This window comes from Streptomyces sp. CB00455 (genome assembly GCF_001905445.1).
Lineage (GTDB): Bacteria > Actinomycetota > Actinomycetes > Streptomycetales > Streptomycetaceae > Streptomyces.
On record NZ_LIVQ01000013.1, the window covers coordinates 101,304 to 122,524 of the forward strand.

Here is a 21,221-nt window from a genome sequence, read left to right on the forward strand (position 1 = left end):
TCCCGCGCGGCGAGGTGCCCGGCGTCACGCCACACGGCGCAGCGTGTACTCCTTGACGCCCAGCATCGGCGGCCGTTCCTCGGTGTCCACCGCGTAGGTCCGCGGCACGAAGCCGTCCGGACCCCGCTCGAACTGCGTCAGCTCCGGCCGTACGAGGTGCCCGCGCGAGAGCCGCAGCTGCGCGGTGCGGTAGATCGCCGCGGCCATCCGGCCCAGCGCCAGGCCGTCCTGGTGGCGGTGGCGCCGCACGCCGACGTCCACCTGGGCGAGCGCGTCCAGCCCGACCGTGTGCAGCGCGTCGACCAGCAGGCCCAGCTCGACGCCGTAGCCGACGGGGAAGGGCAGCCGCTCCAGCAGGGAGCGGCGCACGGCGTACTCCCCGCCCAGCGGCTGGACGAAGCCGGCCAGCTGCGGCCAGTGGAGGTTGAGCAGGGGGCGGGCGACGAGCTCGGTGACCCGGCCGCCCTGGGCGGGGGGCCCGCCGGGCCCGGACGGCTCGGATCCCGTGTCCAGCGGGCGGTCGTACATCGCCTTGACGAACTGCACCTCCGGATCGGTCAGCAGCGGGCCGACGATCCCGGAGACGAAAGCGGAGGAGAAGTCCCGCAGGTCGGCGTCGACGAAGCAGACGATGTCCCCGGTGGCGGCCAGGAGGGAACGCCACAGCACCTCGCCCTTGCCCGGCAGCGCCGGCATCCGCGGCAGGATGTCGTCGCGGTGCACCACATGCGCGCCGGCCTTCGCCGCCACCTCCGCCGTACGGTCGCTCGATCCCGAGTCGATGACGATCAGCTCGTCCACCAGCGGGACCGGCAGCCCGTCGATCAGATCGCGCCGGATCACCTCGACGATCGCGCCGACCGTCGCCTCCTCGTCGAGCGCCGGCAGGACCACGCTGACCGTGGTCCCGGCCGCCCGTTTCCGCTCCAGCAGCCGCTCCAGCGGTCGGTCGGCGGCGGACCAGGAGCGGTCTGCCAGCCAGCGCTCCACCTCTTGCAGCACTCTCAGCACTCCTTGCCGCTCGGTCTGTTCGACGGGAAAAGTGATCCATCTCGCGGTTCGGACGGCTGTCTCAACCACGCGGGCCTTCGGTTACAGTCTTGAACAACGCGAAGGACCACCGCATGCCGGGGGTCCTCGCGCACAAACGCACCGGTGCGCTCCAGAGCGCGCTGCCCGGTGCCATACCGCTCATCCAGAGGGGCAGAGGGACACGGCCCGTTGAAGCCCCGGCAACCCTCCAGTCGGTTCTCGCGATCGCGCATCCAGCGACGTCAGCGAGGTCCCCGGCTAGGGAAGGTGCCAATTCCGTCTCATGGCGAAGTGCGCCATGGGGAAGATGAGGAGAAAGGGCCTCGCCATCATGGCTGCACAGACTGTTCCCACCTCTGTCGATCTCGGACCCGCCACCGGCCTTTCCTGTCGGGAATGCGGTACCCGTTTCGCACTCGGTCCCCTCTTCGCCTGCGCCGAGTGCTTCGGACCGCTCGAGGTGGCCTACGACCTCCCCACCGGTGACCCCGAGGCCCTGCGCGCCGCGATCGAGGCCGGCCCGAACAACATCTGGCGCTACGCGCCGCTGCTGCCCGTCCCCGCGGACGTGGCCTCCAAGCCGAGCCTGAACCCCGGCTTCACCAAGCTCGTGGACGCGGCCAACCTGGCCAAGGAGCTCGGCGTCACCGGCAAGCTGTACGTCAAGGACGACTCCGGCAACCCGACGCACTCCTTCAAGGACCGCGTCGTGGCCATCGCCGTCGAGGCGGCCCGCGCCTTCGGCTTCACCACCCTGTCCTGCTCCTCCACCGGCAACCTGGCCGGCGCCGTCGGCGCCGCGGCCGCCCGCGCCGGCTTCCGCTCCTGCGTGTTCATCCCGCACGACCTGGAGCAGGGCAAGGTCGTCATGGCCGGTGTCTACGGTGGCGACCTCGTCGGCATCGAGGGCAACTACGACGACGTCAACCGCTTCTGCTCCGAGCTCATCGGCGACCCGCTGGGCGAGGGCTGGGGCTTCGTCAACGTCAACCTGCGCCCGTACTACGGCGAGGGTTCCAAGACCCTGGCGTACGAGATCTGCGAGCAGCTCGGCTGGCAGCTGCCCGACCAGATCGTGATCCCGATCGCCTCCGGCTCGCAGCTGACGAAGATCGACAAGGGCCTGCAGGAGCTGATCAGGCTCGGCCTCGTCGAGGACAGGCCGTACAAGATCTTCGGCGCCCAGGCCGAGGGATGCTCCCCGGTCTCCACCGCCTTCAAGGCCGGCCACGACGTGGTCCGCCCGCAGAAGCCGGACACCATCGCCAAGTCGCTGGCCATCGGCAACCCCGCGGACGGCCCGTACGTGCTGGACATCGCGCGGCGCACCGGCGGCTTCGTCGAGGACGTCGACGACGAGCAGATCGTCGATGCCATCAAGCTCCTGGCGCAGACCGAGGGTATCTTCGCCGAGACCGCGGGCGGCGTGACCGTCGGCGTCACGAAGAAGCTCATCGAGAACGGGCAGCTCGACCCGGCGCTGACGACCGTCGTCCTGAACACCGGCGACGGCCTCAAGACCCTGGAGGCGGTGGCCGCGGACAGCGGCCAGAGCGCCGTCATCCGCCCCAGCCTGGACGCGTTCCGCGCCGCCGGCCTGGCCTGACCCACCCCTGCGTCCCGGAAAGGCAGTAGCGCCATGAGCGTCAACGTCCGCATCCCCACCATCCTGCGCACCTACACCGGCGGCAAGGCCGAGGTCCCCGCCGACGGCGCGACCCTGGCCGAGGTCATCGAGTCCCTGGAGAAGAGCCACCCGGGCATCGCCGCGCGCGTCCTGGACGACCAGGGCAAGCTGCGCCGCTTCGTGAACGTCTACGTCAACGACGACGACGTGCGCTTCGAGGGCGGGCTGCAGGCGGCGACGCCGGACGGGGCCGGCGTTTCGATCATTCCCGCCGTGGCGGGCGGCTGCTGACCGGCCCCGGCCGGCACGCGCACTGACACGCGAAAACCGTAATTGCCCCCTCCGCTAATAAGCGGAGGGGGCAATTCTGCTTGATTGGGCGCGGTAGAGTTGGGGAAGTCCCCTCCGCTGCTCTTGCCCGCCGCATATGAACGGGTCGCGTGAGGGTCGACATCGGGTCAATGTCCAGGCGCGCTATGGGGCTTTGGCGAGATATGCCGGGCCCGAGTTGCCCAGGAATATTCCAAATTTTCACTCTATTTCAATCTTTCCGGGTGTCCGGATTTCTCGTCGGATTGACCTGTTGCAGACAGCACCCGCGCAGATACATTCAGCCTCGGTCGACGCGTTCCGACGCAAGTTCTGACCCGGGATCGCGAAGTGCGTTCCTGCGCAAGGGCCAGTAATAGGGGAGTTAGGCATGGCTCAGGGCACCGTCAAGTGGTTCAACGCGGAGAAGGGCTACGGCTTCATCGCGGTCGACGGTGGTGCGGATGTGTTCGTCCACTACAGCGCCATCCAGATGGACGGGTACCGCACCCTTGAAGAGGGTCAGCGGGTCGAGTTCGAGATCTCGCAGGGCCAGAAGGGTCCGCAGGCGGACATGGTCAAGCTCGCACTCGGCTAGTCCTGGCGCGATCGACCACCGACGCACACACACGAGGGGCCCACATCCTGGACACGGGGTGTGGGCCCCTCGCGTGTCGCGGCCGATCCTCGTGTGCCACCTGCGTCTTCGCGCGGCGTTGCCCGAAGCCGCTTGCACTCGACGGGGTCGAGTGCTAATCATTGGCGTTAGCACTCTCCTGCTGAGAGTGCTACCAAAACGAGGACCGGGTCGGTGAGGCCCGCAGCGTCCGGCGGGAAGGAACCGCCGGGCACGCAGGCCGTCCGTCGCGGGCGCGGGCGCGGTCCGGAGCAATCCACCCCTTACCCCCATGGCCTACGGCATGGGAGGGACCCCCTGGGAGGACCACTTCAGATGGCCAAGATCATTGCGTTCGACGAGGAGGCCCGGCGCGGCCTCGAGCGTGGGATGAACCAGCTCGCCGACGCCGTCAAGGTCACCCTTGGCCCCAAGGGTCGCAACGTCGTCCTTGAGAAGAAGTGGGGCGCGCCCACGATCACCAACGACGGCGTCTCCATCGCCAAGGAGATCGAGCTCGAAGACCCGTACGAGAAGATCGGCGCCGAGCTGGTCAAGGAAGTCGCCAAGAAGACGGACGACGTCGCCGGCGACGGTACGACCACCGCCACCGTGCTGGCCCAGGCGCTCGTCCGCGAGGGCCTGCGCAACGTGGCGGCCGGCGCCAACCCGATGGCCCTCAAGCGCGGTATCGAGAAGGCCGTCGAGGCCGTCTCCGGTGCCCTGCTGGAGCAGGCGAAGGATGTCGAGACCAAGGAGCAGATCGCTTCGACGGCCTCCATCTCCGCCGCCGACACCCAGATCGGCGAGCTCATCGCCGAGGCCATGGACAAGGTCGGCAAGGAAGGCGTCATCACGGTCGAGGAGTCCCAGACCTTCGGTCTGGAGCTGGAGCTCACCGAGGGCATGCGCTTCGACAAGGGCTACATCTCGGCGTACTTCGCCACCGACATGGAGCGTATGGAGTCGTCCCTCGACGACCCGTACATCCTGATCGTCAACTCCAAGATCAGCTCGGTCAAGGACCTGCTGCCGCTCCTGGAGAAGGTCATGCAGTCCGGCAAGCCGCTGCTGATCATCGCCGAGGACGTCGAGGGCGAGGCCCTGTCGACCCTGGTCGTCAACAAGATCCGCGGCACCTTCAAGTCCGTCGCCGTCAAGGCCCCGGGCTTCGGCGACCGCCGCAAGGCCATGCTCGGCGACATCGCCATCCTCACGGGCGGCACCGTCATCTCCGAGGAGGTCGGCCTCAAGCTGGAGAACGCCGGTCTCGACCTGCTGGGCCGCGCCCGCAAGGTCGTCATCACCAAGGACGAGACCACCATCGTCGACGGTGCCGGTGAGAGCGACCAGGTCCAGGGCCGCGTCAACCAGATCCGCGCCGAGATCGAGAACTCCGACTCGGACTACGACCGCGAGAAGCTCCAGGAGCGCCTCGCGAAGCTGGCCGGCGGCGTGGCCGTCATCAAGGCCGGTGCCGCGACCGAAGTCGAGCTCAAGGAGCGCAAGCACCGCATCGAGGACGCCGTTCGCAACGCGAAGGCGGCCGTCGAGGAGGGCATCGTCGCCGGTGGTGGCGTGGCCCTGCTCCAGGCCTCCGCGGTCTTCGAGAAGCTTGAGCTCCAGGGCGACGAGGCGACCGGCGCCAACGCCGTCCGCCTGGCGCTGGAGGCTCCGCTCAAGCAGATCGCCGTCAACGGTGGTCTCGAGGGTGGCGTCGTCGTGGAGAAGGTGCGCAACCTTCCGATCGGCCACGGCCTGAACGCCGCGACCGGCGAGTACGTCGACATGATCGCCGAGGGCATCATCGACCCGGCGAAGGTCACGCGCTCCGCGCTGCAGAACGCCGCGTCGATCGCCGCGCTGTTCCTGACGACCGAGGCCGTCATCGCCGACAAGCCCGAGAAGGCCGGCGCCGGCGCCCCGGGCGGCATGCCGGGCGGTGACATGGACTTCTGATCGACCCCGGCTCCGGCCACTGGTTGATCGGCTGTTCTCGAACGAGGGCGGCACCCCCCGCGGGGGGTGCCGCCCTCGGGCGTTCGCCCGCAGCCCGGCAGCCCGGCAGCCCGGCAGCCCGGCAGCCCCGCAGCCCCGCAGCCCCGCAGTCCCTCAGCCCGGTCCCCGGGACGGGACGCCGGCGGCCGGGCGGTTCTGGTTGACTCGGGGCATGAGCGAGAGCAGCGCACCCTTCGTGAAGATCTGCGGGCTGCGGACCGCACGGGACGTGGACGCCGCCGTCGAAGCCGGGGCCGACGCCATCGGCTTCGTCTTCGCCCCCGGCAGCCCGCGTACGGTCGACCCCGCCACGGCGCGGGAGCTGGGCGGGCGGGTACCGGCGGGCGTCCTCACGGTCGGGGTGTTCCGCGGCCAACCGGTGGCGGAGGTCCGGCGGCTGACCGAGGAGAGCGGATTGCGCGCCGTACAGCTCCACGGGGACGAGGGCGCCGAGTACTACGAGGAACTGCGTGCGCCGGGCCGGACCCTGCTGCGGGCCACGGCCGAGCACGTGGCGCGCTGCGGCGAGCTGGGCGAGGACCTGCTGCTGCTCGACGCCCCCGACCCCGGCTCCGGCAAGCCGTGGAACTGGGGCGCCCGCGAGTTCACGCCCCCCGAGGGCCGCTGGCTGCTCGCGGGCGGTCTCACGCCGGGCAACGTCCGGCAGGCCGTCCGGTCCACCGGCGCGTGGGGGGTGGACGTATCCAGCGGCGTCGAGCGCGAGCGCGGGGTGAAGTCGCCGGAGCTGATCCGCGCCTTCGCCGAGGCGGCGCGCGCCGCTCGTCGCTGAACGCAACCGTTCGACTACCCTGTGCGAGAATTCCGGCATGGACTACTCCGGTTGAGGGCACACAACCGTCATGGACACGGACATGCCCGGATGGCTGCGGCGCCTGACGCGCCGCCTCGCTCCAGGGGGTGGTGGCGGCGGTGACGTGGCGGTCTTCCAGCCGCGCAGCGCCCCCGCCTTCACCGCCGACTTCACCTCCACCACGCAGTGGGTCGCAGGCCGCTCATGGGCCTATCCCCATGGCGGCCCGGTCAATCCGGGCGACAACAAGCTCGACCACCTGGTGGAGGACCCCGCCTACAGCCGCAGCGGCGTCTTCCGCGCCACCCGCCGCCCCGACGGCAACTGGGACACCGGTCTGCTCACCACCGAGGGCAGCGACGACGGTTTCATGGTGCGCACCGGCGACGTGCTGGAGGCGCGGGTGCGGCTCCCGGAGGAGCTGGGGGCCTGGCCCGCGATCTGGACCTGGCGGGACGGCGGCCAGGAAATCGACGTCTTCGAGTACCACCCCGACAACCCGGACCTGCTGGAGCTGTCCAACCACGTCCGCCAGGGGCACCGCTACTACCGCGACCCGTCGGTGCGGCCGGGCTCCTGGGTGGACCTGAGGGTGGAGTTCGGGCGGAGCTCGGTCGTCTGGTGGGTCAACGGCGCCCGCGTCTTCTCCGACCGCCGGGGCGTCGGCCGCGGCTGGCGCGCGTACCTCATCGTCAACCTGTCGGTCTGCGCGGGCAACTACCACCCGGCGCCGGAACCGGAGGTCACGGAAATGTCCTACGAGGTATCGGAGCTGCGCGTGTACCGGGGCTGAGGGCGGGACGGCCCTCAGGACCGGCCCTCCTGGCCGGCCCGGCGCGTCAGGGTGTTCAGGAGGGCGGCGCCCCGCGGGGCGTCGTCCACGCTGACCGCGAAGTCCCTGCCCCGGGAGCGGATCACGAGGCAGGGGCCCCGTCGGATCAGCACCGTCGTGCCGAGCTTGCTGATGCGGTAGCCCCAGCCGCCGACCTGCACGGGCCGGCGGTCCTCCACGCGGGCCGGCCCCTCGATGTCCTCGGGCGACCAGCGCCTGACGGGCCGCCCGACGGGGCCGTAGGCCACCTCCAGCGCCCGGCCGGTGATCCGCACGGTCACGGAGGCGAACACCGCGACCAGCAGGGCCGCGAGGAGCAGCACCGCGATCGGCGCCCACACCACGGCCACCGAGCCGGCCAGCCCGGCGACCGCGAGCCCGGCCGCGATGAGGGCGAGGACGACGGCCGTCGCCTGCATCCACCGGTTCGACGCGTGTGACTGCCACAGGACCTGTTCGGCGTGTGCCATGACGCCTCCCTCCTCCCCTCCAGTTTCCCTCAGGAGGGCCCGCCCACCCCGGCGTACGGTGGGAAGTGAGCGGATCGGGCCGCAGTCCTCGGCGTCCTGGGAGGCCGGCGATGAACGACGAACGTGACGCGTTCCTCAAGTGGGCGCGCTCCCGGCTGCGGGACGCGGAGATCGCCCTGCACAACGGGGACGCCGGGCCGCGCGCCGCCATCTGGTCCCGGCGCGAGCCGGTCTCGGTGACGGGTGCCTGGATGTCGGCGCTCGGGTCCGAGGAGGTGGGCGAGCTCTTCCACAAGCTGGCGGAGGCGTTCTCGGACTGCACCGCCTACGAGCACGAGATCGTCGCGGCGGACGTGGCCGGCGACATGGCCTACACCGTCGGCTACGAGCGCACGCAGGCTCGCGTCAACGGCGAGCCGCGCCGGTACGTCCTGCGGGCGACGCAGGTGTACCGCCGCGAGGACGGCGAGTGGAAGGTCGCCCACCGCCACGCGGACACGCTGGAGAGCGACCAGCCTTGAGGCCGGTGGGCACAAGGAGGGCGGGGTGCCGCCGGTCCGGTACCGTCCTGCCATGTCCCCATCACCCGGTACCGACCGCTCCAGGACCCCCGTCTCCGCGGATGACCTCGACCTTTCCGTGCGGCTCGCCGTGGCCGCCCTTCGCGGGGCGCCGGCAGAAGCGTGGGAAGGCAAGGCCGGTTCGCTGGAATGGGACTGCTGGGAAACGGTCGAGCACCTCGCCGACGACCTCTTCGCCTACGCCGCCCAACTGGGCCCCAAGTCCCCGCCCTTGAACGGCGAGGTGCCCTTCGTGTGGAAGAGCCGCCGCCCCGGTGGTCCGGCGAACGTCATTCACGCAGACCGCGGGGCGGGGCCCGCCGGCCTGTTGCAGGTCCTGGAAGCGAGCGGTGCGCTGCTGGTCGCCATGGTGCGCACGACGCCTCCGCAGACCCGCGCCCACCACGTCTTCGGAGTCTCGGACCCCGAGGGTTTCGCCGCGATGGGCATCGTGGAGACCGTGGTGCACACGCACGATCTGGCGCAGGGGCTCGGGCTCGCCTGGAACCCGCCCGCCGATCTGTGCTCGCGGGTGCTCGCCCGGCTGTTCCCGGACGCACCCTCCTCGACGGACCCCTGGTCCACCTTGCTGTGGGCCACCGGACGCGCGGAACTGCCCGGTCGCCCCCGTCCGACGGCATGGCGATGGGACGGCACGCCCCGGGAGGGCGGCCCAGGCCAGGAGTCCGTCACGAGCGGTCTTTGAGCGACCCCACGAAGTCGGCCCAGGCCCGTGCGCGGAACACCACGTGCGGGCCTCCGGGCTGCGTGGAGTCCCGGACGGGCACGATGCCGGGGTGGCCGTCGGCCACTTCCACGCAGTCGCCGCCGTCACCGGCACTGTGGGTGGACTTCCGCCAGGTGGCCATCTCCAGGCAGTTGCCGCCGCTGGCATCGCTGTAGCTGGATTTGTGCCACGTGGCCGCCGACACGTTGTACTCAGGCGTGCTCGTCATGTGCGTAATCCTCCGCCAACGACTCAATCAGGGCCAGCGAGTTGCGCGGTGAGAGCGCGTTGGCCGTGAGGAGATCGTAGGTCAGGGTGTGATGGGTGACGGTGGCCGGATCATCGAACAGAAGGCCGGTTCCCATCCCTTCCGCGTAGGAGAGAGGGGGAGCGTCTTCGAAAGCCATCAGCTTTATGGCACCGCCCATGGCCGCATGGAGGCCCGCGCTGAACGGCAGGACCTGCACGATGATGCGGTGTGACCTGATCAGAGCCGCGATGTGGCGCAGGGCTTCGGCCAGCACATCCGGATGGTCCCCCGCCCGGCGGAGTACCGCTTCGTCCAGGACGCACCACAACAGCGGGGTTGTTGGGTCGGTGAGCAAGGCGGCACGGGCCAGCCTGTTCGTGATCAGCTCGTTGATCTGCTCCTCCGGCGCGGTCGGATGGCCCGCCCGAAAGACCTCCCGCGCGTACGCCTCCGTCTGGAGCAAGCCCGGGATGATCAGTGGGGCGTACTCCCGGATGGCCGTCGCCAGGGCTTCGGCCTCGGCCGCCGCCGCGAAGTGGTCCGGGTACTTGGACTTGGCGGCGGCGCCGCAGTTGCGGGTGAAGAAGCCGCCGGTGTCGAGGATGTCGTCTATCTGGCGGGCGAGTTCGAGGTGCATCCGGCGGGTGCCCGCTTCGAGCTGGCCGACGAAGGAGCCGCTGACGAAGAGCGGTTCGCCGAGCTCGGCCTGGCTGAGCCCCGCGCGCTCGCGGGCCACGCGCAGTTCGGCGCCCAGCAGGGCGCGGGGTGAGGAGGACGGGTCGAGGTTCTTTCCTGCCATGGCAACTCCCAGGCCAACACGTGCGGTTGTTGCGGTGTCCGCCTTGCAAGGCTACCGAGCGTTTCGCGACTCTGTGTGTGCAAGTCGCATACGCAGAGTAGAAAGGTGACATGTCATGGTGATGACCGCGAAGGAGCGTGCGCTGGCGGCCGAGGAGGCCGTGCGGCAGCTCAAGGGGGCCCTCGACGGGGTCGGGGTGCTCTTCCCCTCGCTCGGTGTGGACGTGGTCTCGGCCGCCGGGACGTACGGGCTGCCGCTGGTTGACCTCGGCCGCTGCAACCTCGACACCGCGCTCCGGCTGGCCGCCGTCCTCCATGAGAGGGCCGGGGCCGGAGCCGCGATCCCTGCGCCACACCAGGGGTGAAAGATCATCATGCGTGACACACCGCACCGGCCTCCCTAGGCACTCCCGCCGGGTCCGGTACCTCTCGACGCCGGGTGACGGCAGTCCTGCCGCCGGCGGGTGACGGGGTGGCGTGCATCGAGAACGTCTCCGACGTCATCCGGAACGACGTGGCGGACAGCGGGCAGTTGGCCACCCCCTTCGAGCCGGTGCCGGAGGTGCCCCGCGCCGGGTGCGAGCGCTTGCGCGAGAACACGCCGGGCTCCGTGACGACGGTGGCGCCGGCGCTGGTGATGCGGGGGACGGCGGCCACGTCGCCCGCCCGAACCCGACCACCGGGTACGTCGAGCGGGCCTGCCGGTTCGGCCGCCCGGTCCAGTACCCGACGTCCCAGGGGGCTACGCACCAGACGATGCCCTTCGTGGCCCGGAACGAGCACCCGGGACGGATCGCGGACCGCTTGGCGGGTCGCTTTGCGGGCCGCCCGGCGGGGGGTCGGTGCGCAGGCGGGCGTGGAGGTGCTCGTCGTGCCAGCCGTCCGCATGCAGGAGGGCGCCGCGCATCGTGCCCTCCAGCGGGAAGCCGGCCTTCAGCGCGATGGCGCAGGAGGCCGGATTGGCCACGGAGTGGGTGATGCGCAGCCGGTGGAGGCCGAGCTCTTCGAAGGCCCAGCGGCTGAGCCGGTCCGTGGCCCCGGCCATGACGCCGCCGCCGCGTCCGGCGGGCAGGAGCCAGTAGAGGAACTCGCCGCTGCCGCCGTGCAGGTCGAGGTCGGCCAGGCCGATCAGGCCGACGGCCCGGCCGCCGCAGGCGGGGGCGGCGGCCCAGATCGCGGCCGTCTCGGTCCGCCAGTGCTCGTGCCAGCCGGCGATCTTCTCCTCGGCCTGCGCCAGGGTGAGGCCGGAGGGCCGGTTCCACTGCCGGATCTGCGGGTCGAGGCAGGAGGCGACCAGCGCGGGGGCGTCGTCGGGAGCCCAGGGCCGCAGGTGGAGCGGGCCGGGAAGGGCGAACGAGGGCTGGGGCATGGCGCGCATCCGGCCCGCCGGGACGACGGGGGGTATGCCGGGGGGTGCGGCGGGCGCGGGTGCGGGGTCGGTCATGACCACATCATGGCGCAGCCGCGTGTCCCGCGTGTCCCGCGTGCGGCGCGGCTCCGCCGGAGGCGTCAGGCCAGGACCGGTGCCTTCGAGGGTTCGGGGGCCGGCGGGGCGGCCGGATCCGGGTCGGGGTCGGTGTTCAGGTCCGTCAGCATCTGCTGGGTGAAGCCGAAGAAGTACGTGGCGACGAAGCCCACCAGGTAGCCGACCGCCAGGCCGCCCCCGTAGATCGCGATGGTCGGACCCATGCCCGCCGTGCCGTCCAGCAGCGGGAAGAGGGCCCAGCCCGAAGGGCCGATGGCGGTGGAGCCGAAGGAGGCGCCCAGCTGGTTGAAGAGGCCGACGAAGGCACCGCCGGCCGCGCCGCCGACGCAGGCGGTGACGAAGGGGCGGCCCAGGGGCAGGGAGACGCCGTAGATGAGGGGCTCGCCCACGCCCAGGAAGCCGGCCGGGAGCGCGGACTTGATGGTGCCGCGCAGCGAGCCGTTGCGCGGGAGCCGGCAGTAGACGGCGATGGCCGCCCCGACCTGGCCCGCGCCCGCCATGGCGAGGATGGGCAGCAGGACCGTGTGGCCGGACTGCTCGATGAGGGTGGTGTGGAGGGGGATCAGGGCCTGGTGCAGGCCGAGCATCACCAGGGGGAGGAAGAGACCGCCGAGGACCAGGCCCGCGAAGGCGCCACCGTGGGAGAGCAGCCAGGTGGCGAAGGTGCCGATGGCGGCGGATGCCTGGCCGGCGAGGAACATCAGCCCGAAGAGGGTGACCAGCCCGGAGACCAGGATCGTGAGGGTGGGGGTGACCAGGACGTCCAGGGCGTCGGGGACCCACCTGCGGCACCACTTCTCCACGTACACGGCGAGCAGGGCCGCGGCGAGCGCGCCGAGGACGCCGCCCTGGCCGGGCCTCAGCTCCAGCCCGAAGGCCGTGATCTTGGCGACGCCCGGGAAGACGATGATCGCGGCGACTGCGCCGCCGAGGATCGCAGTGCCGCCGAACTCCTTGGCGGTGTTGTAGCCGACGAAGACGGCGATCAGCGACATGAAACCGGAGGCCATGGCGGCGAGGGCCGGCACGACGCCGGGCAGCAGGCCCAGGTTCGTCAGCATGCCGTTCAGCCCGGCGATGACGCCGCAGCCGATCAGGGCCGGGATCAGGGGGACGAAGATGTTCGCGACGCGGCGCAGGAGCAGCTTGAAAGGGGAGGCGTTCCGCGCTTTCTGGGCCTCCTTCAGCGCCGCTCCCCGGGCCTGTAGTTCGCCGGCCGTGACGGGCGGGGCCGTGACGGGCGGGGCCGCGGCCGGTTGCGCGCGGCCCTCTTCGACCAGCGCCTCGAACTCGGGGGTCACCCGTGCGACGGCGCCCGGGCCGAGCACGATCTGGTAGGTGTCGTCCTCGACCACGCCCATGACTGCCGGCAGGGCCCTGAGCGCCTCGTCCTGGACCAGGCCGCGGTCGCGCAGGCCGATGCGCAGCCGCGTCATGCAGTGCGCGATCGAGGTGATGTTGTCCGGGCCGCCGACCAGGGGAAGGATCGCGGCGGCTGTGGCGCGGTTCTTGTCAGGGGACATGTGGTGGTCGCCTTGCTGTGGGAGTCGGCGGAACGGGCGGCGCGGCGCAGCGTCAGCGGGTCTGGGCGAGGGCCGCGCGGAGGTGGCCCTGCGAGGCGGTGAGCAGCTCGGCGGCCCGCGGGCCGTCCACGCCGCCGAGAATGACCAGGATGGCGTCCTTGACCTCGCCGGCGGTGGAGGCGAGCGCGGCCTCGATCTCCGCGTCGGGCGCGCCGGTGGCCAGGGCGACGATGCGCCGGGCGCGGGCGCGCAGCTTCTCGTTCGAGGAGCGCATGTCGACCATCAGGTTCCCGTACGTCTTGCCGAGCCGGATCATCGTGATGGTCGAGATGAGGTTGAGGACGAGCTTCTGCGCGGTGCCGGCCTTCAGGCGGGTGGAGCCGGTGAGCAGTTCGGGGCCGACGACGACCTCGATGCCGTGTTCGGCGGCCGCGGCGAGCGCGGAACCGGCGTTGCAGGACAGCCCGACGGTGAGCGCGCCGCGGCCGCGGGCGAACTCGACGGCGCCGATGGCGTACGGGGTGCGTCCCGAGGCCGAGATGCCGATGAGGGTGTCGTCCGCGCCCAGGGCGAGGGCGGTCAGGTCCTCGGCGGCCAGCTCCTTGGAGTCCTCGGCGCCTTCGACGGCCCGGACCATGGCGCGGGGGCCGCCAGCGATGAGGCCGACGACCTGCGCCGGATCGGTGTTGAAGGTGGGCGGGCACTCGCTGGCGTCCAGGACGCCCATCCGGCCCGCGGTGCCGGCGCCCGCGTAGACCAGGCGGCCGCCCCGGGACATGCGTGCGGCGATGGCGTCGACGGCGGCGGCGATCCGCGGCAGCTGCCCGGCGACGGCGGCCGGGACGGTGGCGTCCTCGGCGTTCATGGTGCGGGCGATGTCGAGGGTGGACAGCCGGTCGATCTCGGCCAGTTCCGGACGGAAAGCCTCGGTGGTCAGCGTCTCCAGCTGGGCGCGGAGTTCGGCGTACGCGGTCATGGGCGGGGCTCCTGGCGGTCTCAGCGGGCGGTGGCGGCGCGCCTGCCGGTCGGTACGGGCGTGTGGTGGCGGGGCGCGAGCGCCTCGTAGGAGGCGGTGAGGGCGGGCGCGGCGGTCTCGTACGTCCGCTGCGCCACCCCGACGAAGAGGCAGTCGACGACGAGCAGCTGGCTGGTGCGGCTGGACATGGCGGCGGGGCGCAGCTGCGTCTCGCGGGCGGCGGAGGTGGCCAGCACGAGGTCGGCGTAGTGGGCGACGGGGGCGTTCGGGCGGCCGCTGAGGGCGATGGTGGTGGCGCCCCGCTCGAAGGCGGTGCGCAGGGGCTCGATCACGTCGCCGGTGGAGCCGGAGTGGGTGATCGCGACGGCGACGTCACCGGGGCGCAGCTGGACGGCGTTGGTGACGGCGAGGTGGGGGTCGCTGTGGGCGTGCGCGATGAGGCCGATGCGCAGCAGCTTCTGGGCGAGGTCCTGGCCGACGAGGGCGGAGGCGCCGATGCCGTAGATGTCGATCCGGCGGGCGGACGCGAGGGCGGTGACGGCGGCTGCCAGCTGGGTCAGGTCGAGCCCGGCGGCGGTGTCGGCGAGGGTCTGCGCCTCCTCGTGGGCCAGTTTGGCGACGACGTCGGCCAGGGGGTCGTCGACGGCTATGTCGACGGTGACGGCGGGGGCGGCGCCGGACTCCTGCTGGGCGGCGAGGGCCGCGAGGGCGAGGCGCAGGTCGCGGTAGCCGGGGTAGCCGAGGAGGCGGGCGGTGCGGACGACGGTGGCCTCGCTGGTGCCGGTGTGCTCGGCGAGGGCGGAGACGGTGAGCCGGGCGCATCCCGCGGGGTCGGCGGCGACGGCGTCGGCGACGGCCTGCATGGAGCGGGTCATGGAGGGCCCGAGGCTGCGCACGCGGGCCCGCAGCGCGGAGGCCGGCGGAGCCGAGGCGCTCCGCACCGGCGTGAGCGAGTCGGCGGCGGCGCCGGCCCGCGCGGCCGGGGCGTCGGCGGCCCGGGTCGTCGCGGGGCGGGGTGCGGGGGTCCTGGTGAAAGTTTCTTTCTGGTTCTCGCTCACTTCTGAAACCTATTTTCAGGGGTGCGCGGGGTCAAGGGCCGTACATCACGGCATGGCAAGGATCTTCGCCACCCGCCCCGGACGGGGCCACAATGGGCCCATGGACCACGCGACCCCCCTGGAACAGGCGCTTCACGTCGCCCGCGCACTCGTCCTCGCCGACCTCGCCGCCGGCAAGGTCGCCGACGCCGATGTCGTCTCCCTCGTGGAGGACTCGGTCACGCACCGCCGCTGGTGGGTGGAGCAGTGGCCGGAAGGGGTCGCCTACCTGGCCGGACTCGTCGCGCAGGACGTGCAGGACGCGCTGCTGGAGAAGTACGGGCGCTGGCCGCTGTGCCCGGTCTGCGCGCACGGCGAACCGCACGCGCTGGACGTGGAGCCGGAACTGGGGCCCGACCCGCACTGGGTGTGCTCGGAGGCGGGCGTGCGGGTGGCGGCGGTGGGCGGCCTCGGACCGGTCTTCCAGCGGTGACCGTCTACATCGACCCGCCGACCTGGCCGGGCCACGGCCGTATGTGGTCGCACCTGGTCAGCGATGCCTCGTACGAGGAACTGCACGCCTTCGCGGCGGCCATCGGCTGCCCGGCCCGGGCCTTCGAGCGGGACCACTACGACGTGCCCTCGTACCGGTACGCCGACGCGGTGCGCGCGGGCGCCGTGGAGATCGGCAGCAAGGAACTGGTGCGCCGTCTCACCGAGGCCGGTCTGCGCAGGCCCAAGGGCCGGCCGCCGGGCACCGGGGCGGCCTGAACCCCGGGCCGGGCCCGCCGGTCAGGCCCGGGAGGGCTCGGGTGCGGACGTCGCCACCGGGGTGCCCGAGGTGACCACGCGGGTGGCGCGGGGCGGGGTGCGGCGGTCCAGGCGCAGGGCGACCAGGGCGAGGGCGAGGGCGGTGACCGTCATGGCGGCCCCGGCCCAGGCGGTCGCGGCGTAGCCGAGGCCCGCGTCGATGACGGTGCCGCCGAGCCACGGGCCGCCGGTGTTGCCGAGGTTGAAGGCCGCCGTGGTGGTGGCCCCCGCCAGGGTCGGGGCGGCGCCCGCCACGTTGAACATGCGGGCGTTGAGCGCCGGGGCGGTGAAGAACGCCGAGAAGCCGAGCAGGAACGCCAGCGCGACCGCCGCCGCCTGGGCGGAGGCCAGCAGCGCCAGCGCGGTCAGGAAGGCGGTCGAGCCGCTGATGCCCCAGACCAGCACGCCGAAGAGGTGCGCGTCGGCGACCCGCCCGCCGACGGTGGTGCCGGCCAGAGCGCCCACGCCGAACAGGCCGAGGATCCAGGGCACCCAGCCGGAATCCAGCCCCGCCACGTCGGTCAGTAGGGGCGACAGGTAGCTGAAGGCGCAGAAGACGCCGCCCGCGGCCAGCGCGGTGACGCCGATGGACAGCCACACCTGGCGGTCGCGGTAGATGCGCAGCTCGCGTCCGAGCGAGGGCTTCTCACCGGGCAGCGGGATCTTCGGGATCAGCACCAGGATGCCGGCGAGGGCGATCGCGGAGGCCGCGCCGACCGACCAGAAGGCGGCGCGCCAGCCCAGGTGCTCGCCGAGGAAGGCGCCGGCGGGCACGCCCAGGACGTTCGCGATGGACAGGCCGCCGATCATGACGGCCATGGCGCGTGCCCGCTGGTCCTTGTCGACCATCGCGATGGCCACGGCCGCGCCGACGGCCCAGAAGCCGGCGCAGGCGAGGGCGGAGACGATGCGGGAGGCGAAGAGCAGCTCGTACGAGGGGGCCAGCGCGCCCGCGACCTGCCCGAGGCCGAAGAGGCTGATGAGGCAGACGAGGGTGGTGCGGCGCGGAAGGCGCAGGGTGGCCACGGCCAGCAGCGGCGCCCCCACGACCATGCCGATGGCGAAGGCGGATATGAGCAGGCCCGCCTGCGGGATGGTGACGCCCATGTCCTCGGCGATGGGCGGCAGGAGCCCGGAGAGCATGAACTCGCTGGTGCCGAGCGCGAAGACGGACAGGCCGAGGACGTAGACGGCGACGGGCATGCGGGGGCGTGCGGGGGCTGCGGGCATGACCTTCACCAACCGTCGCGGAGGGGAGCGCATTCCCCGGGCGGCCGTCGGGGGCCCGCCATCAGGCCCGCGGCCCGAGGGCGGCGAGCTCCGCGGCGAGGTTCGCACGGGCCGGGTCCTCCCAGTGCTCGCGTCCGTACGGCGTGCGGTAGAGCCGGGGCAGGCCGAGCAGTTGGCGCAGCACGGCGGCCCGCCCGGCGCGGAAGGCGTCGTCCGGCACGAAGCCGTACTCGGCGCGTACGGCGGCGGCGTAGGCGGCGTAGGCGGCGGGCGCTCCGGCCAGGACGGCCAGGTCCGCGTCGCAGAGCACTTCGCCGTTGGTGTCGCCGGGGGCGGGGTCGTGGGTGACGGTGAGGCGCACGAGCCGGGCGACCTCGGCGGTGCGGCCGGGGTCGATACCGAGCTCGGGCAGGGCCCGCTCGGCCATGGCGGCGCTGCGCTCCTCGTTCTCGGAGCGGTCGGGGCGGTAGACGGCGTCGTGGAACCAGGCGGCCAGCTCGACGGCGGCGGGGTCGGCGGCGTGCGCGGCCAGGACGTCGATGCGCGCGAGGACGTCGGCCAGGTGCGCGGTGGTGTGGTAGCGGCGCTGCGGCTGCGCCCAGGCGTCGAGCAGGCGGTCGGCGTAGGGGGCGGGATCACGGCCGGCGGCCGCGCCGGCGGCGGTGAGGGCGGCCTGCCAGCGGGCACGCAGCCCCGCGGTGTCGGTGTGCGGCGTGACGGTGTCCATGCGCACATTGTGGCGGTGGCCTGATGGTGCTGGTGGAGCGCGGGCGCAGGCCCGTACTCTGAGCATTGGACTAGACCTATTTTCCCTACTGGTCATATGGCCATATGGGCGGTGGGGCCGAGCAGTTTCTCGAAGGATGGGATCGAATGAGCAACCGTGCGCTCCTGGAGGTGATCGCCCTCGACGTGGAGGACGCGGTCGCGGCCCAGGCCGGTGGGGCGGACCGACTCGAACTGGTCACCGACATGGCCGCCGACGGGCTCACCCCGTCGCGCGAGTCCTTCGCGGCGATCAGGGCGGCGGTCGACATCCCGCTGCGCGTGATGCTCCGCACGGCGGACGGTTTCGCGGCGGGCGGCGCCGGCGGGGTCGACGCGCTGGTGACGGCGGCGCGGGAGCTGCGGGCGGAGGGCGCGCAGGAGTTCGTCCTCGGATTCCTGAACGCGGACGGCACCCCCGACCTGAGCGCCGTCGAAGCGCTGGCGGCGGAGCTGGACGGCTGCCGGTGGACCTTCCACCGGGCGATCGACCGCGCGGCGGACCGGGACCAGCTGCGCAAGGCCCTCGCGGAAGTGCCGGGACTGGACACCTACCTGACGGCGGGCTCGGCCGCCGGGGTGGACGAGGGCATGCCGGTGCTGCTCGCGGAGGCGGCGCGGCGGGGGGAGCCGGGGTACGGGGCGCGGGTCCTGGCCGGTGGCGGGCTCGCCCTGTCACACCTGCCGGTGCTGCGCGCGGGCGGGGTGGACGCCTTCCACATCGGCGGGGCGGCGCGGCCCGGCGGGTGGGGGCGGCCGGTCTCGGCCGAGGCCGTCGCCGCCTGGCGATCCGCCCTGTCCTGACGGACGGCCCGTCCCCGCAGGACCGCCCGCCGCCGTGTGCGGCGCGGCGGGCCGGGGGCCGGGCCCCGGCAGCGGTGGCGCGCACGACGGCGGACCGGCCGGCGCACCTGACCCCTCCGGGGGCTCCGGGGCGGGGCCGCATGTCCTCAGCCCGGGCCATGGGCGGGGCCGCGCCCCGCAGCCGGCGCCCCCGGGGCGGGGCCGCGTGTCCCCGGGCGGAGGGCGGTTCCCGCCCCGCCGGCGTGTGAGGCGCGGGGCCGGGGGGGGAACCTCGGCAACGGACCCGCAGGCCGATGACAGCCCCGCTCCGGGGCCGCGGGGGTCATGTCAGGAGCGGGGCCGCGGGGGTCATGTCAGGAGTGCGGGAAGGGGGGCGTCGTGGAGGAGGGTGAGGCCGGAGACGGCACGGGTGAGGCAGACGTACAGGCGGCGCAGGCCCGTCCGCTCGTCCGGCTCGCCGTCCACGATCGCCGCGGGCTCGTCCAGGACCACGTAGTCGTACTCCAGACCCTTCGCCAGCGACGCCGGCACCAGCGTCAGCCGGGACTCGGCCGTCGTCTCCTCGCCCGGCGACAGATACGGCAGGCCCGCCGCGAGCAGTGCCTGCGCCAGCGCCGGGACGCGCGCGTCCGCCGCGATCAGGCCGGTCGAGCCCTCGTGCGCGAGCGCCGCCCGGCAGGCCGACACCACCGCCGCCGTCAGGTCCGCCGTCTCCTCGATCAGCAGGGAGCCCGGCGCCTCGCGGACCGAGGAGACCGGCGCCAGGTCCGGGGAGATCGACGGCAGTAGCCGGGACGCGTACGCGATCACCTCGCGCGGTACGCGGAATCCCGCCGTCAGCTCCTCCAGCACCGCCTGCGGCTTGCCGAGGTGGGTCAGCGCCTCGGCCCAGCTGCGCGTGGCCCACGGCGTCGTGCCCTGCGCGAGGTCGCCGAGGACGGTCGCCGAACCGGTGGTGCAGCGCCGCCCCACCGCCCGGTACTGCATCGGCGACAGGTCCTGCGCCTCGTCGAGCACGACGTGGCCCAGCGAATGCGTGCGCTCCACCAGGTCGGCCGCCTCGTCGATCAGGACCAGGTCCGCCGCCGACCACTTCGCCGCCCGCACGCTGCGCAGCGGCTTCGGCCACAGCAGCAGCTTCTGCTCGTCCTGCGTGAGCACACCCTCCGCGTGCAGCGCGAGGAACTGCGGATCCGACAGGAGCCGCAGCACCAGCTTCGCCGGGTCGACCGGCGGCCAGATCTCCTTCACCGCCGCCTTCACCGCGGCGCTGCGCGCCACCGCGTCCTGCACGCGGTCGTCCGGCGCCTCGCCCGCCTGTTCCATCCGTACGAGGACCGCGTGCGCGATCCGCTGCGGCAGCGCGCTGCGGGCGGCGCCGTAGCGGATGTCGCGGTTCTGGAGCTCCTCGACCATCTCGGCCAGCTCGTGCGCGGGTACCCGCCAACGGCGCGAACCGCGGACCACCATCAGCGCCTGTGCGGGCGCCGTGACGTGCGAGCGCACCGCGCGGCGCAGCACCCGGGCCATCCGGGCGTCGCCCTTGACCACGGCCGTCGCGGCCGGGTCCGCGCCGCGGACCTCCAGCCCCTCACGGGTCACCAGGTCGTCGATGGTGGCCTGCTTGACCTCCAGCTCGCCCAGCGCGGGCAGCACCTGCTCGATGTAGTGCAGGAAGGAGCGGTTCGGCCCGATGACGAGGGTGCCGCTGCGGGCGAGGCGGTCGCGGTGCGCGTACAGCAGGTACGCCACCCGGTGCAGGCCCACCGCCGTCTTGCCGGTGCCGGGTCCGCCCTGCACGCAGACGGAGCCGGACAAGCCGGAGCGGACGATCTCGTCCTGCTCGGGCTGGATCGTGGCGACGATGTCGCGCATCGGGCCGACGCGGGGGCGCTCGATCTCCTGCTGCAACAGCTTGCTGACGGCCGCGGCCTCGGCGGGGTCGCAGAGGTGTTCGTCCTCGTACGCCGTGAGCTCGCCGCCGGTGTAGCCGAAGCGGCGCCGCAGCCCGATGTCCTGCGGGTCGGCTTTGGAGGCGCGGTAGAACGGCTGGGAGACGGGGGCGCGCCAGTCGATGACCATCGGGTCGCCCCCGGCGTCGTGGACGTGGCGGCGGCCGATGTAGAACTGCTCACCGCGCGCGCCTTCGGCGAGGTCCGCGCCGGGAGCGCGCAGATAGTTCAGGCGGCCGAAGAACAGGGGCGTGTGGGCGAGGTCGGCGAGGGCCTTGATCCGGTCGTCGATCTGGGCCTGGAGGACGATCGCGTTGACCCAGTTCGCGGTGACGTCGCGGATGTCGAGGGACTCGACGTCCGCGCGCATGGCGCGCAGCGCGGACCGGGAGGCGGTGAGGTGTGCCCGCTCACGGGCGAGCGGGTCCCGCTCGTCGGGCGCTGCTTCGTCTGCGAGTGCGGGTTCGGGGGCGTGCGCGGACACGGGACTGCCTCCAGCTGCTGGTACGGAACAGATGGCCCGCCGGTTACCGACCGGGGGGCGGCTCTCCCCGGTGCGGCGGCGGGAGGCGGCAAGAGCGGAGATTCTACTGATTCCCAATGGGGTT

The 21,221-nt window shown here is 72.7% G+C and carries 23 protein-coding genes and 1 riboswitch; of the genes, 12 read left to right on the forward strand and 11 right to left on the reverse strand.

Annotated elements, in window-relative coordinates:
• Positions 1-24: 24 nt before the first annotated feature.
• A complete protein-coding gene (locus tag AMK16_RS32475; RefSeq protein WP_073920926.1) occupies positions 25-1,002 on the reverse strand; it encodes a glucosyl-3-phosphoglycerate synthase in 978 nt (325 codons plus the stop codon).
• Between the two features lie 186 nt (positions 1,003-1,188).
• A riboswitch (SAM riboswitch) is annotated at positions 1,189-1,346 on the forward strand.
• On the opposite strand from AMK16_RS32475, the gene thrC reads away from it, so the two are divergent.
• From thrC to AMK16_RS32505, 6 genes are all read left to right on the forward strand, one after another.
• The gene (gene thrC / locus AMK16_RS32480) at positions 1,340-2,638 is read left to right on the forward strand and encodes a threonine synthase (RefSeq protein ID WP_073920954.1); all 1,299 of its coding nucleotides are present in this window, start codon (positions 1,340-1,342) and stop codon (positions 2,636-2,638) included. (Overlaps the previous riboswitch by 7 nt.)
• Before the next feature lie 33 nt (positions 2,639-2,671).
• On the forward strand, positions 2,672-2,950 hold the full coding sequence (locus AMK16_RS32485; RefSeq protein ID WP_073920927.1) for a MoaD/ThiS family protein: 279 nt from the start codon (positions 2,672-2,674) through the stop codon (positions 2,948-2,950).
• A gap of 409 nt (positions 2,951-3,359) precedes the next feature.
• Positions 3,360-3,566 carry a cold-shock protein gene (locus AMK16_RS32490; protein ID WP_030009783.1) on the forward strand — a complete coding sequence of 69 codons (207 nt, stop codon included), beginning with the start codon at positions 3,360-3,362 and terminating at the stop codon, positions 3,564-3,566.
• 354 nt (positions 3,567-3,920) lie between these two features.
• Positions 3,921-5,543: a chaperonin GroEL gene (groL, locus tag AMK16_RS32495; protein WP_073920928.1), complete on the forward strand. Its 1,623-nt coding sequence runs from the start codon at positions 3,921-3,923 to the stop codon at positions 5,541-5,543.
• A 211-nt stretch (positions 5,544-5,754) separates the two neighbouring features.
• Positions 5,755-6,372 (forward strand): phosphoribosylanthranilate isomerase, encoded by a 618-nt coding sequence (locus AMK16_RS32500; protein WP_073920929.1) that lies wholly within the window; start codon positions 5,755-5,757, stop codon positions 6,370-6,372.
• Between the two features lie 70 nt (positions 6,373-6,442).
• Complete coding sequence (locus AMK16_RS32505; protein WP_242439028.1) at positions 6,443-7,186, forward strand: beta-glucanase; 744 nt, start codon at positions 6,443-6,445, stop codon at positions 7,184-7,186.
• A gap of 14 nt (positions 7,187-7,200) precedes the next feature.
• Here the strand turns inward: AMK16_RS32505 and AMK16_RS32510 are convergent, their stop codons facing one another.
• On the reverse strand, positions 7,201-7,695 hold the full coding sequence (locus tag AMK16_RS32510) for a hypothetical protein (RefSeq protein WP_073920930.1): 495 nt from the start codon (positions 7,693-7,695) through the stop codon (positions 7,201-7,203).
• Positions 7,696-7,805: 110 nt separating this feature from the next.
• Between AMK16_RS32510 and AMK16_RS32515 the strand changes: the two genes are divergently transcribed.
• Together AMK16_RS32515 and AMK16_RS32520 are read left to right on the forward strand one after the other, a co-directional pair.
• Positions 7,806-8,216, forward strand: a complete 411-nt coding sequence (locus AMK16_RS32515; protein WP_073920931.1) for a nuclear transport factor 2 family protein — start codon at positions 7,806-7,808, stop codon at positions 8,214-8,216.
• Positions 8,217-8,268: 52 nt separating this feature from the next.
• Positions 8,269-8,961: a maleylpyruvate isomerase N-terminal domain-containing protein gene (locus AMK16_RS32520; RefSeq protein ID WP_073920932.1), complete on the forward strand. Its 693-nt coding sequence runs from the start codon at positions 8,269-8,271 to the stop codon at positions 8,959-8,961.
• On the opposite strand, the gene AMK16_RS32525 is transcribed toward AMK16_RS32520, so the two are convergent.
• Entirely contained in the window at positions 8,945-9,211 is a 267-nt protein-coding gene (locus AMK16_RS32525; RefSeq protein ID WP_073920933.1) for a DUF397 domain-containing protein, read from the reverse strand. The genes AMK16_RS32520 and AMK16_RS32525 overlap by 17 nt on opposite strands.
• Positions 9,195-10,031 (reverse strand): helix-turn-helix domain-containing protein, encoded by an 837-nt coding sequence (locus tag AMK16_RS32530; protein WP_073920934.1) that lies wholly within the window; start codon positions 10,029-10,031, stop codon positions 9,195-9,197. Before AMK16_RS32530 ends, AMK16_RS32525 begins: the two co-directional genes overlap by 17 nt.
• A 115-nt stretch (positions 10,032-10,146) precedes the next feature.
• On the opposite strand from AMK16_RS32530, the gene AMK16_RS32535 reads away from it, so the two are divergent.
• A complete protein-coding gene (locus AMK16_RS32535) occupies positions 10,147-10,395 on the forward strand; it encodes a hypothetical protein (protein ID WP_073920935.1) in 249 nt (82 codons plus the stop codon).
• A gap of 377 nt (positions 10,396-10,772) precedes the next feature.
• On the opposite strand, the gene AMK16_RS32540 is transcribed toward AMK16_RS32535, so the two are convergent.
• From AMK16_RS32540 to AMK16_RS32555, 4 genes are all read right to left on the reverse strand, one after another.
• Positions 10,773-11,474, reverse strand: a complete 702-nt coding sequence (locus tag AMK16_RS32540; protein ID WP_073920936.1) for a GNAT family N-acetyltransferase — start codon at positions 11,472-11,474, stop codon at positions 10,773-10,775.
• Between the two features lie 65 nt (positions 11,475-11,539).
• Positions 11,540-13,039 carry a PTS transporter subunit EIIC gene (locus AMK16_RS32545; RefSeq protein WP_073920937.1) on the reverse strand — a complete coding sequence of 500 codons (1,500 nt, stop codon included), beginning with the start codon at positions 13,037-13,039 and terminating at the stop codon, positions 11,540-11,542.
• Positions 13,040-13,091: 52 nt separating this feature from the next.
• On the reverse strand, positions 13,092-14,015 hold the full coding sequence (gene murQ / locus AMK16_RS32550) for an N-acetylmuramic acid 6-phosphate etherase (RefSeq protein ID WP_073920938.1): 924 nt from the start codon (positions 14,013-14,015) through the stop codon (positions 13,092-13,094).
• A gap of 20 nt (positions 14,016-14,035) precedes the next feature.
• The gene (locus tag AMK16_RS32555) at positions 14,036-14,956 is read right to left on the reverse strand and encodes a MurR/RpiR family transcriptional regulator (protein WP_073920956.1); all 921 of its coding nucleotides are present in this window, start codon (positions 14,954-14,956) and stop codon (positions 14,036-14,038) included.
• A gap of 217 nt (positions 14,957-15,173) precedes the next feature.
• Between AMK16_RS32555 and AMK16_RS32560 the strand changes: the two genes are divergently transcribed.
• Together AMK16_RS32560 and AMK16_RS32565 are read left to right on the forward strand one after the other, a co-directional pair.
• Positions 15,174-15,545 (forward strand): hypothetical protein, encoded by a 372-nt coding sequence (locus tag AMK16_RS32560; RefSeq protein ID WP_073920939.1) that lies wholly within the window; start codon positions 15,174-15,176, stop codon positions 15,543-15,545.
• Complete coding sequence (locus AMK16_RS32565; protein ID WP_073920940.1) at positions 15,542-15,823, forward strand: DUF4031 domain-containing protein; 282 nt, start codon at positions 15,542-15,544, stop codon at positions 15,821-15,823. The genes AMK16_RS32560 and AMK16_RS32565 overlap by 4 nt, the downstream gene beginning before the upstream one ends.
• Positions 15,824-15,844: 21 nt before the next feature.
• On the opposite strand, the gene AMK16_RS32570 is transcribed toward AMK16_RS32565, so the two are convergent.
• Positions 15,845-17,065, reverse strand: a complete 1,221-nt coding sequence (locus tag AMK16_RS32570; RefSeq protein ID WP_073920941.1) for a Cmx/CmrA family chloramphenicol efflux MFS transporter — start codon at positions 17,063-17,065, stop codon at positions 15,845-15,847.
• 88 nt (positions 17,066-17,153) lie between these two features.
• Complete coding sequence (locus AMK16_RS32575) at positions 17,154-17,819, reverse strand: HD domain-containing protein (protein ID WP_073920942.1); 666 nt, start codon at positions 17,817-17,819, stop codon at positions 17,154-17,156.
• A 146-nt stretch (positions 17,820-17,965) separates the two neighbouring features.
• Here AMK16_RS32575 and AMK16_RS32580 point away from each other — a divergent pair, with 146 nt between their 5' ends.
• Entirely contained in the window at positions 17,966-18,661 is a 696-nt protein-coding gene (locus AMK16_RS32580; RefSeq protein WP_073920943.1) for a copper homeostasis protein CutC, read from the forward strand.
• A 348-nt stretch (positions 18,662-19,009) separates the two neighbouring features.
• Here AMK16_RS32580 and AMK16_RS32585 read toward each other — a convergent pair whose 3' ends face one another.
• Positions 19,010-20,983, reverse strand: coding sequence for a HelD family protein (locus tag AMK16_RS32585; protein ID WP_199885676.1), 1,974 nt, complete (start codon positions 20,981-20,983; stop codon positions 19,010-19,012).
• Positions 20,984-21,221 lie beyond the last annotated feature (238 nt).

Excerpts from the sequence above, each read along its gene's own strand:
- AMK16_RS32505 (WP_242439028.1), top strand. The coding sequence starts at position 6,443 with ATGGACACGGACATGCCCGGATGGCTGCGGCGCCTGACGCGCCGCCTC.
- murQ (WP_073920938.1), bottom strand. The coding sequence starts at position 14,015 with ATGACCGCGTACGCCGAACTCCGCGCCCAGCTGGAGACGCTGACCACC.
- AMK16_RS32580 (WP_073920943.1), top strand. The coding sequence starts at position 17,966 with ATGAGCAACCGTGCGCTCCTGGAGGTGATCGCCCTCGACGTGGAGGAC.
- AMK16_RS32500 (WP_073920929.1), top strand. The coding sequence starts at position 5,755 with ATGAGCGAGAGCAGCGCACCCTTCGTGAAGATCTGCGGGCTGCGGACC.
- AMK16_RS32510 (WP_073920930.1), bottom strand. The coding sequence starts at position 7,695 with ATGGCACACGCCGAACAGGTCCTGTGGCAGTCACACGCGTCGAACCGG.
- groL (WP_073920928.1), top strand. The coding sequence starts at position 3,921 with ATGGCCAAGATCATTGCGTTCGACGAGGAGGCCCGGCGCGGCCTCGAG.
- AMK16_RS32530 (WP_073920934.1), bottom strand. The coding sequence starts at position 10,031 with ATGGCAGGAAAGAACCTCGACCCGTCCTCCTCACCCCGCGCCCTGCTG.
- AMK16_RS32585 (WP_199885676.1), bottom strand. The coding sequence starts at position 20,983 with ATGCGCGCGGACGTCGAGTCCCTCGACATCCGCGACGTCACCGCGAAC.
- AMK16_RS32540 (WP_073920936.1), bottom strand. The coding sequence starts at position 11,474 with ATGACCGACCCCGCACCCGCGCCCGCCGCACCCCCCGGCATACCCCCC.
- AMK16_RS32545 (WP_073920937.1), bottom strand. The coding sequence starts at position 13,039 with ATGTCCCCTGACAAGAACCGCGCCACAGCCGCCGCGATCCTTCCCCTG.
- AMK16_RS32490 (WP_030009783.1), top strand. The coding sequence starts at position 3,360 with ATGGCTCAGGGCACCGTCAAGTGGTTCAACGCGGAGAAGGGCTACGGC.
- AMK16_RS32560 (WP_073920939.1), top strand. The coding sequence starts at position 15,174 with ATGGACCACGCGACCCCCCTGGAACAGGCGCTTCACGTCGCCCGCGCA.
- AMK16_RS32520 (WP_073920932.1), top strand. The coding sequence starts at position 8,269 with ATGTCCCCATCACCCGGTACCGACCGCTCCAGGACCCCCGTCTCCGCG.
- AMK16_RS32485 (WP_073920927.1), top strand. The coding sequence starts at position 2,672 with ATGAGCGTCAACGTCCGCATCCCCACCATCCTGCGCACCTACACCGGC.
- AMK16_RS32525 (WP_073920933.1), bottom strand. The coding sequence starts at position 9,211 with ATGACGAGCACGCCTGAGTACAACGTGTCGGCGGCCACGTGGCACAAA.
- AMK16_RS32570 (WP_073920941.1), bottom strand. The coding sequence starts at position 17,065 with ATGCCCGTCGCCGTCTACGTCCTCGGCCTGTCCGTCTTCGCGCTCGGC.
- AMK16_RS32535 (WP_073920935.1), top strand. The coding sequence starts at position 10,147 with ATGGTGATGACCGCGAAGGAGCGTGCGCTGGCGGCCGAGGAGGCCGTG.
- AMK16_RS32575 (WP_073920942.1), bottom strand. The coding sequence starts at position 17,819 with ATGGACACCGTCACGCCGCACACCGACACCGCGGGGCTGCGTGCCCGC.
- thrC (WP_073920954.1), top strand. The coding sequence starts at position 1,340 with ATGAGGAGAAAGGGCCTCGCCATCATGGCTGCACAGACTGTTCCCACC.
- AMK16_RS32515 (WP_073920931.1), top strand. The coding sequence starts at position 7,806 with ATGAACGACGAACGTGACGCGTTCCTCAAGTGGGCGCGCTCCCGGCTG.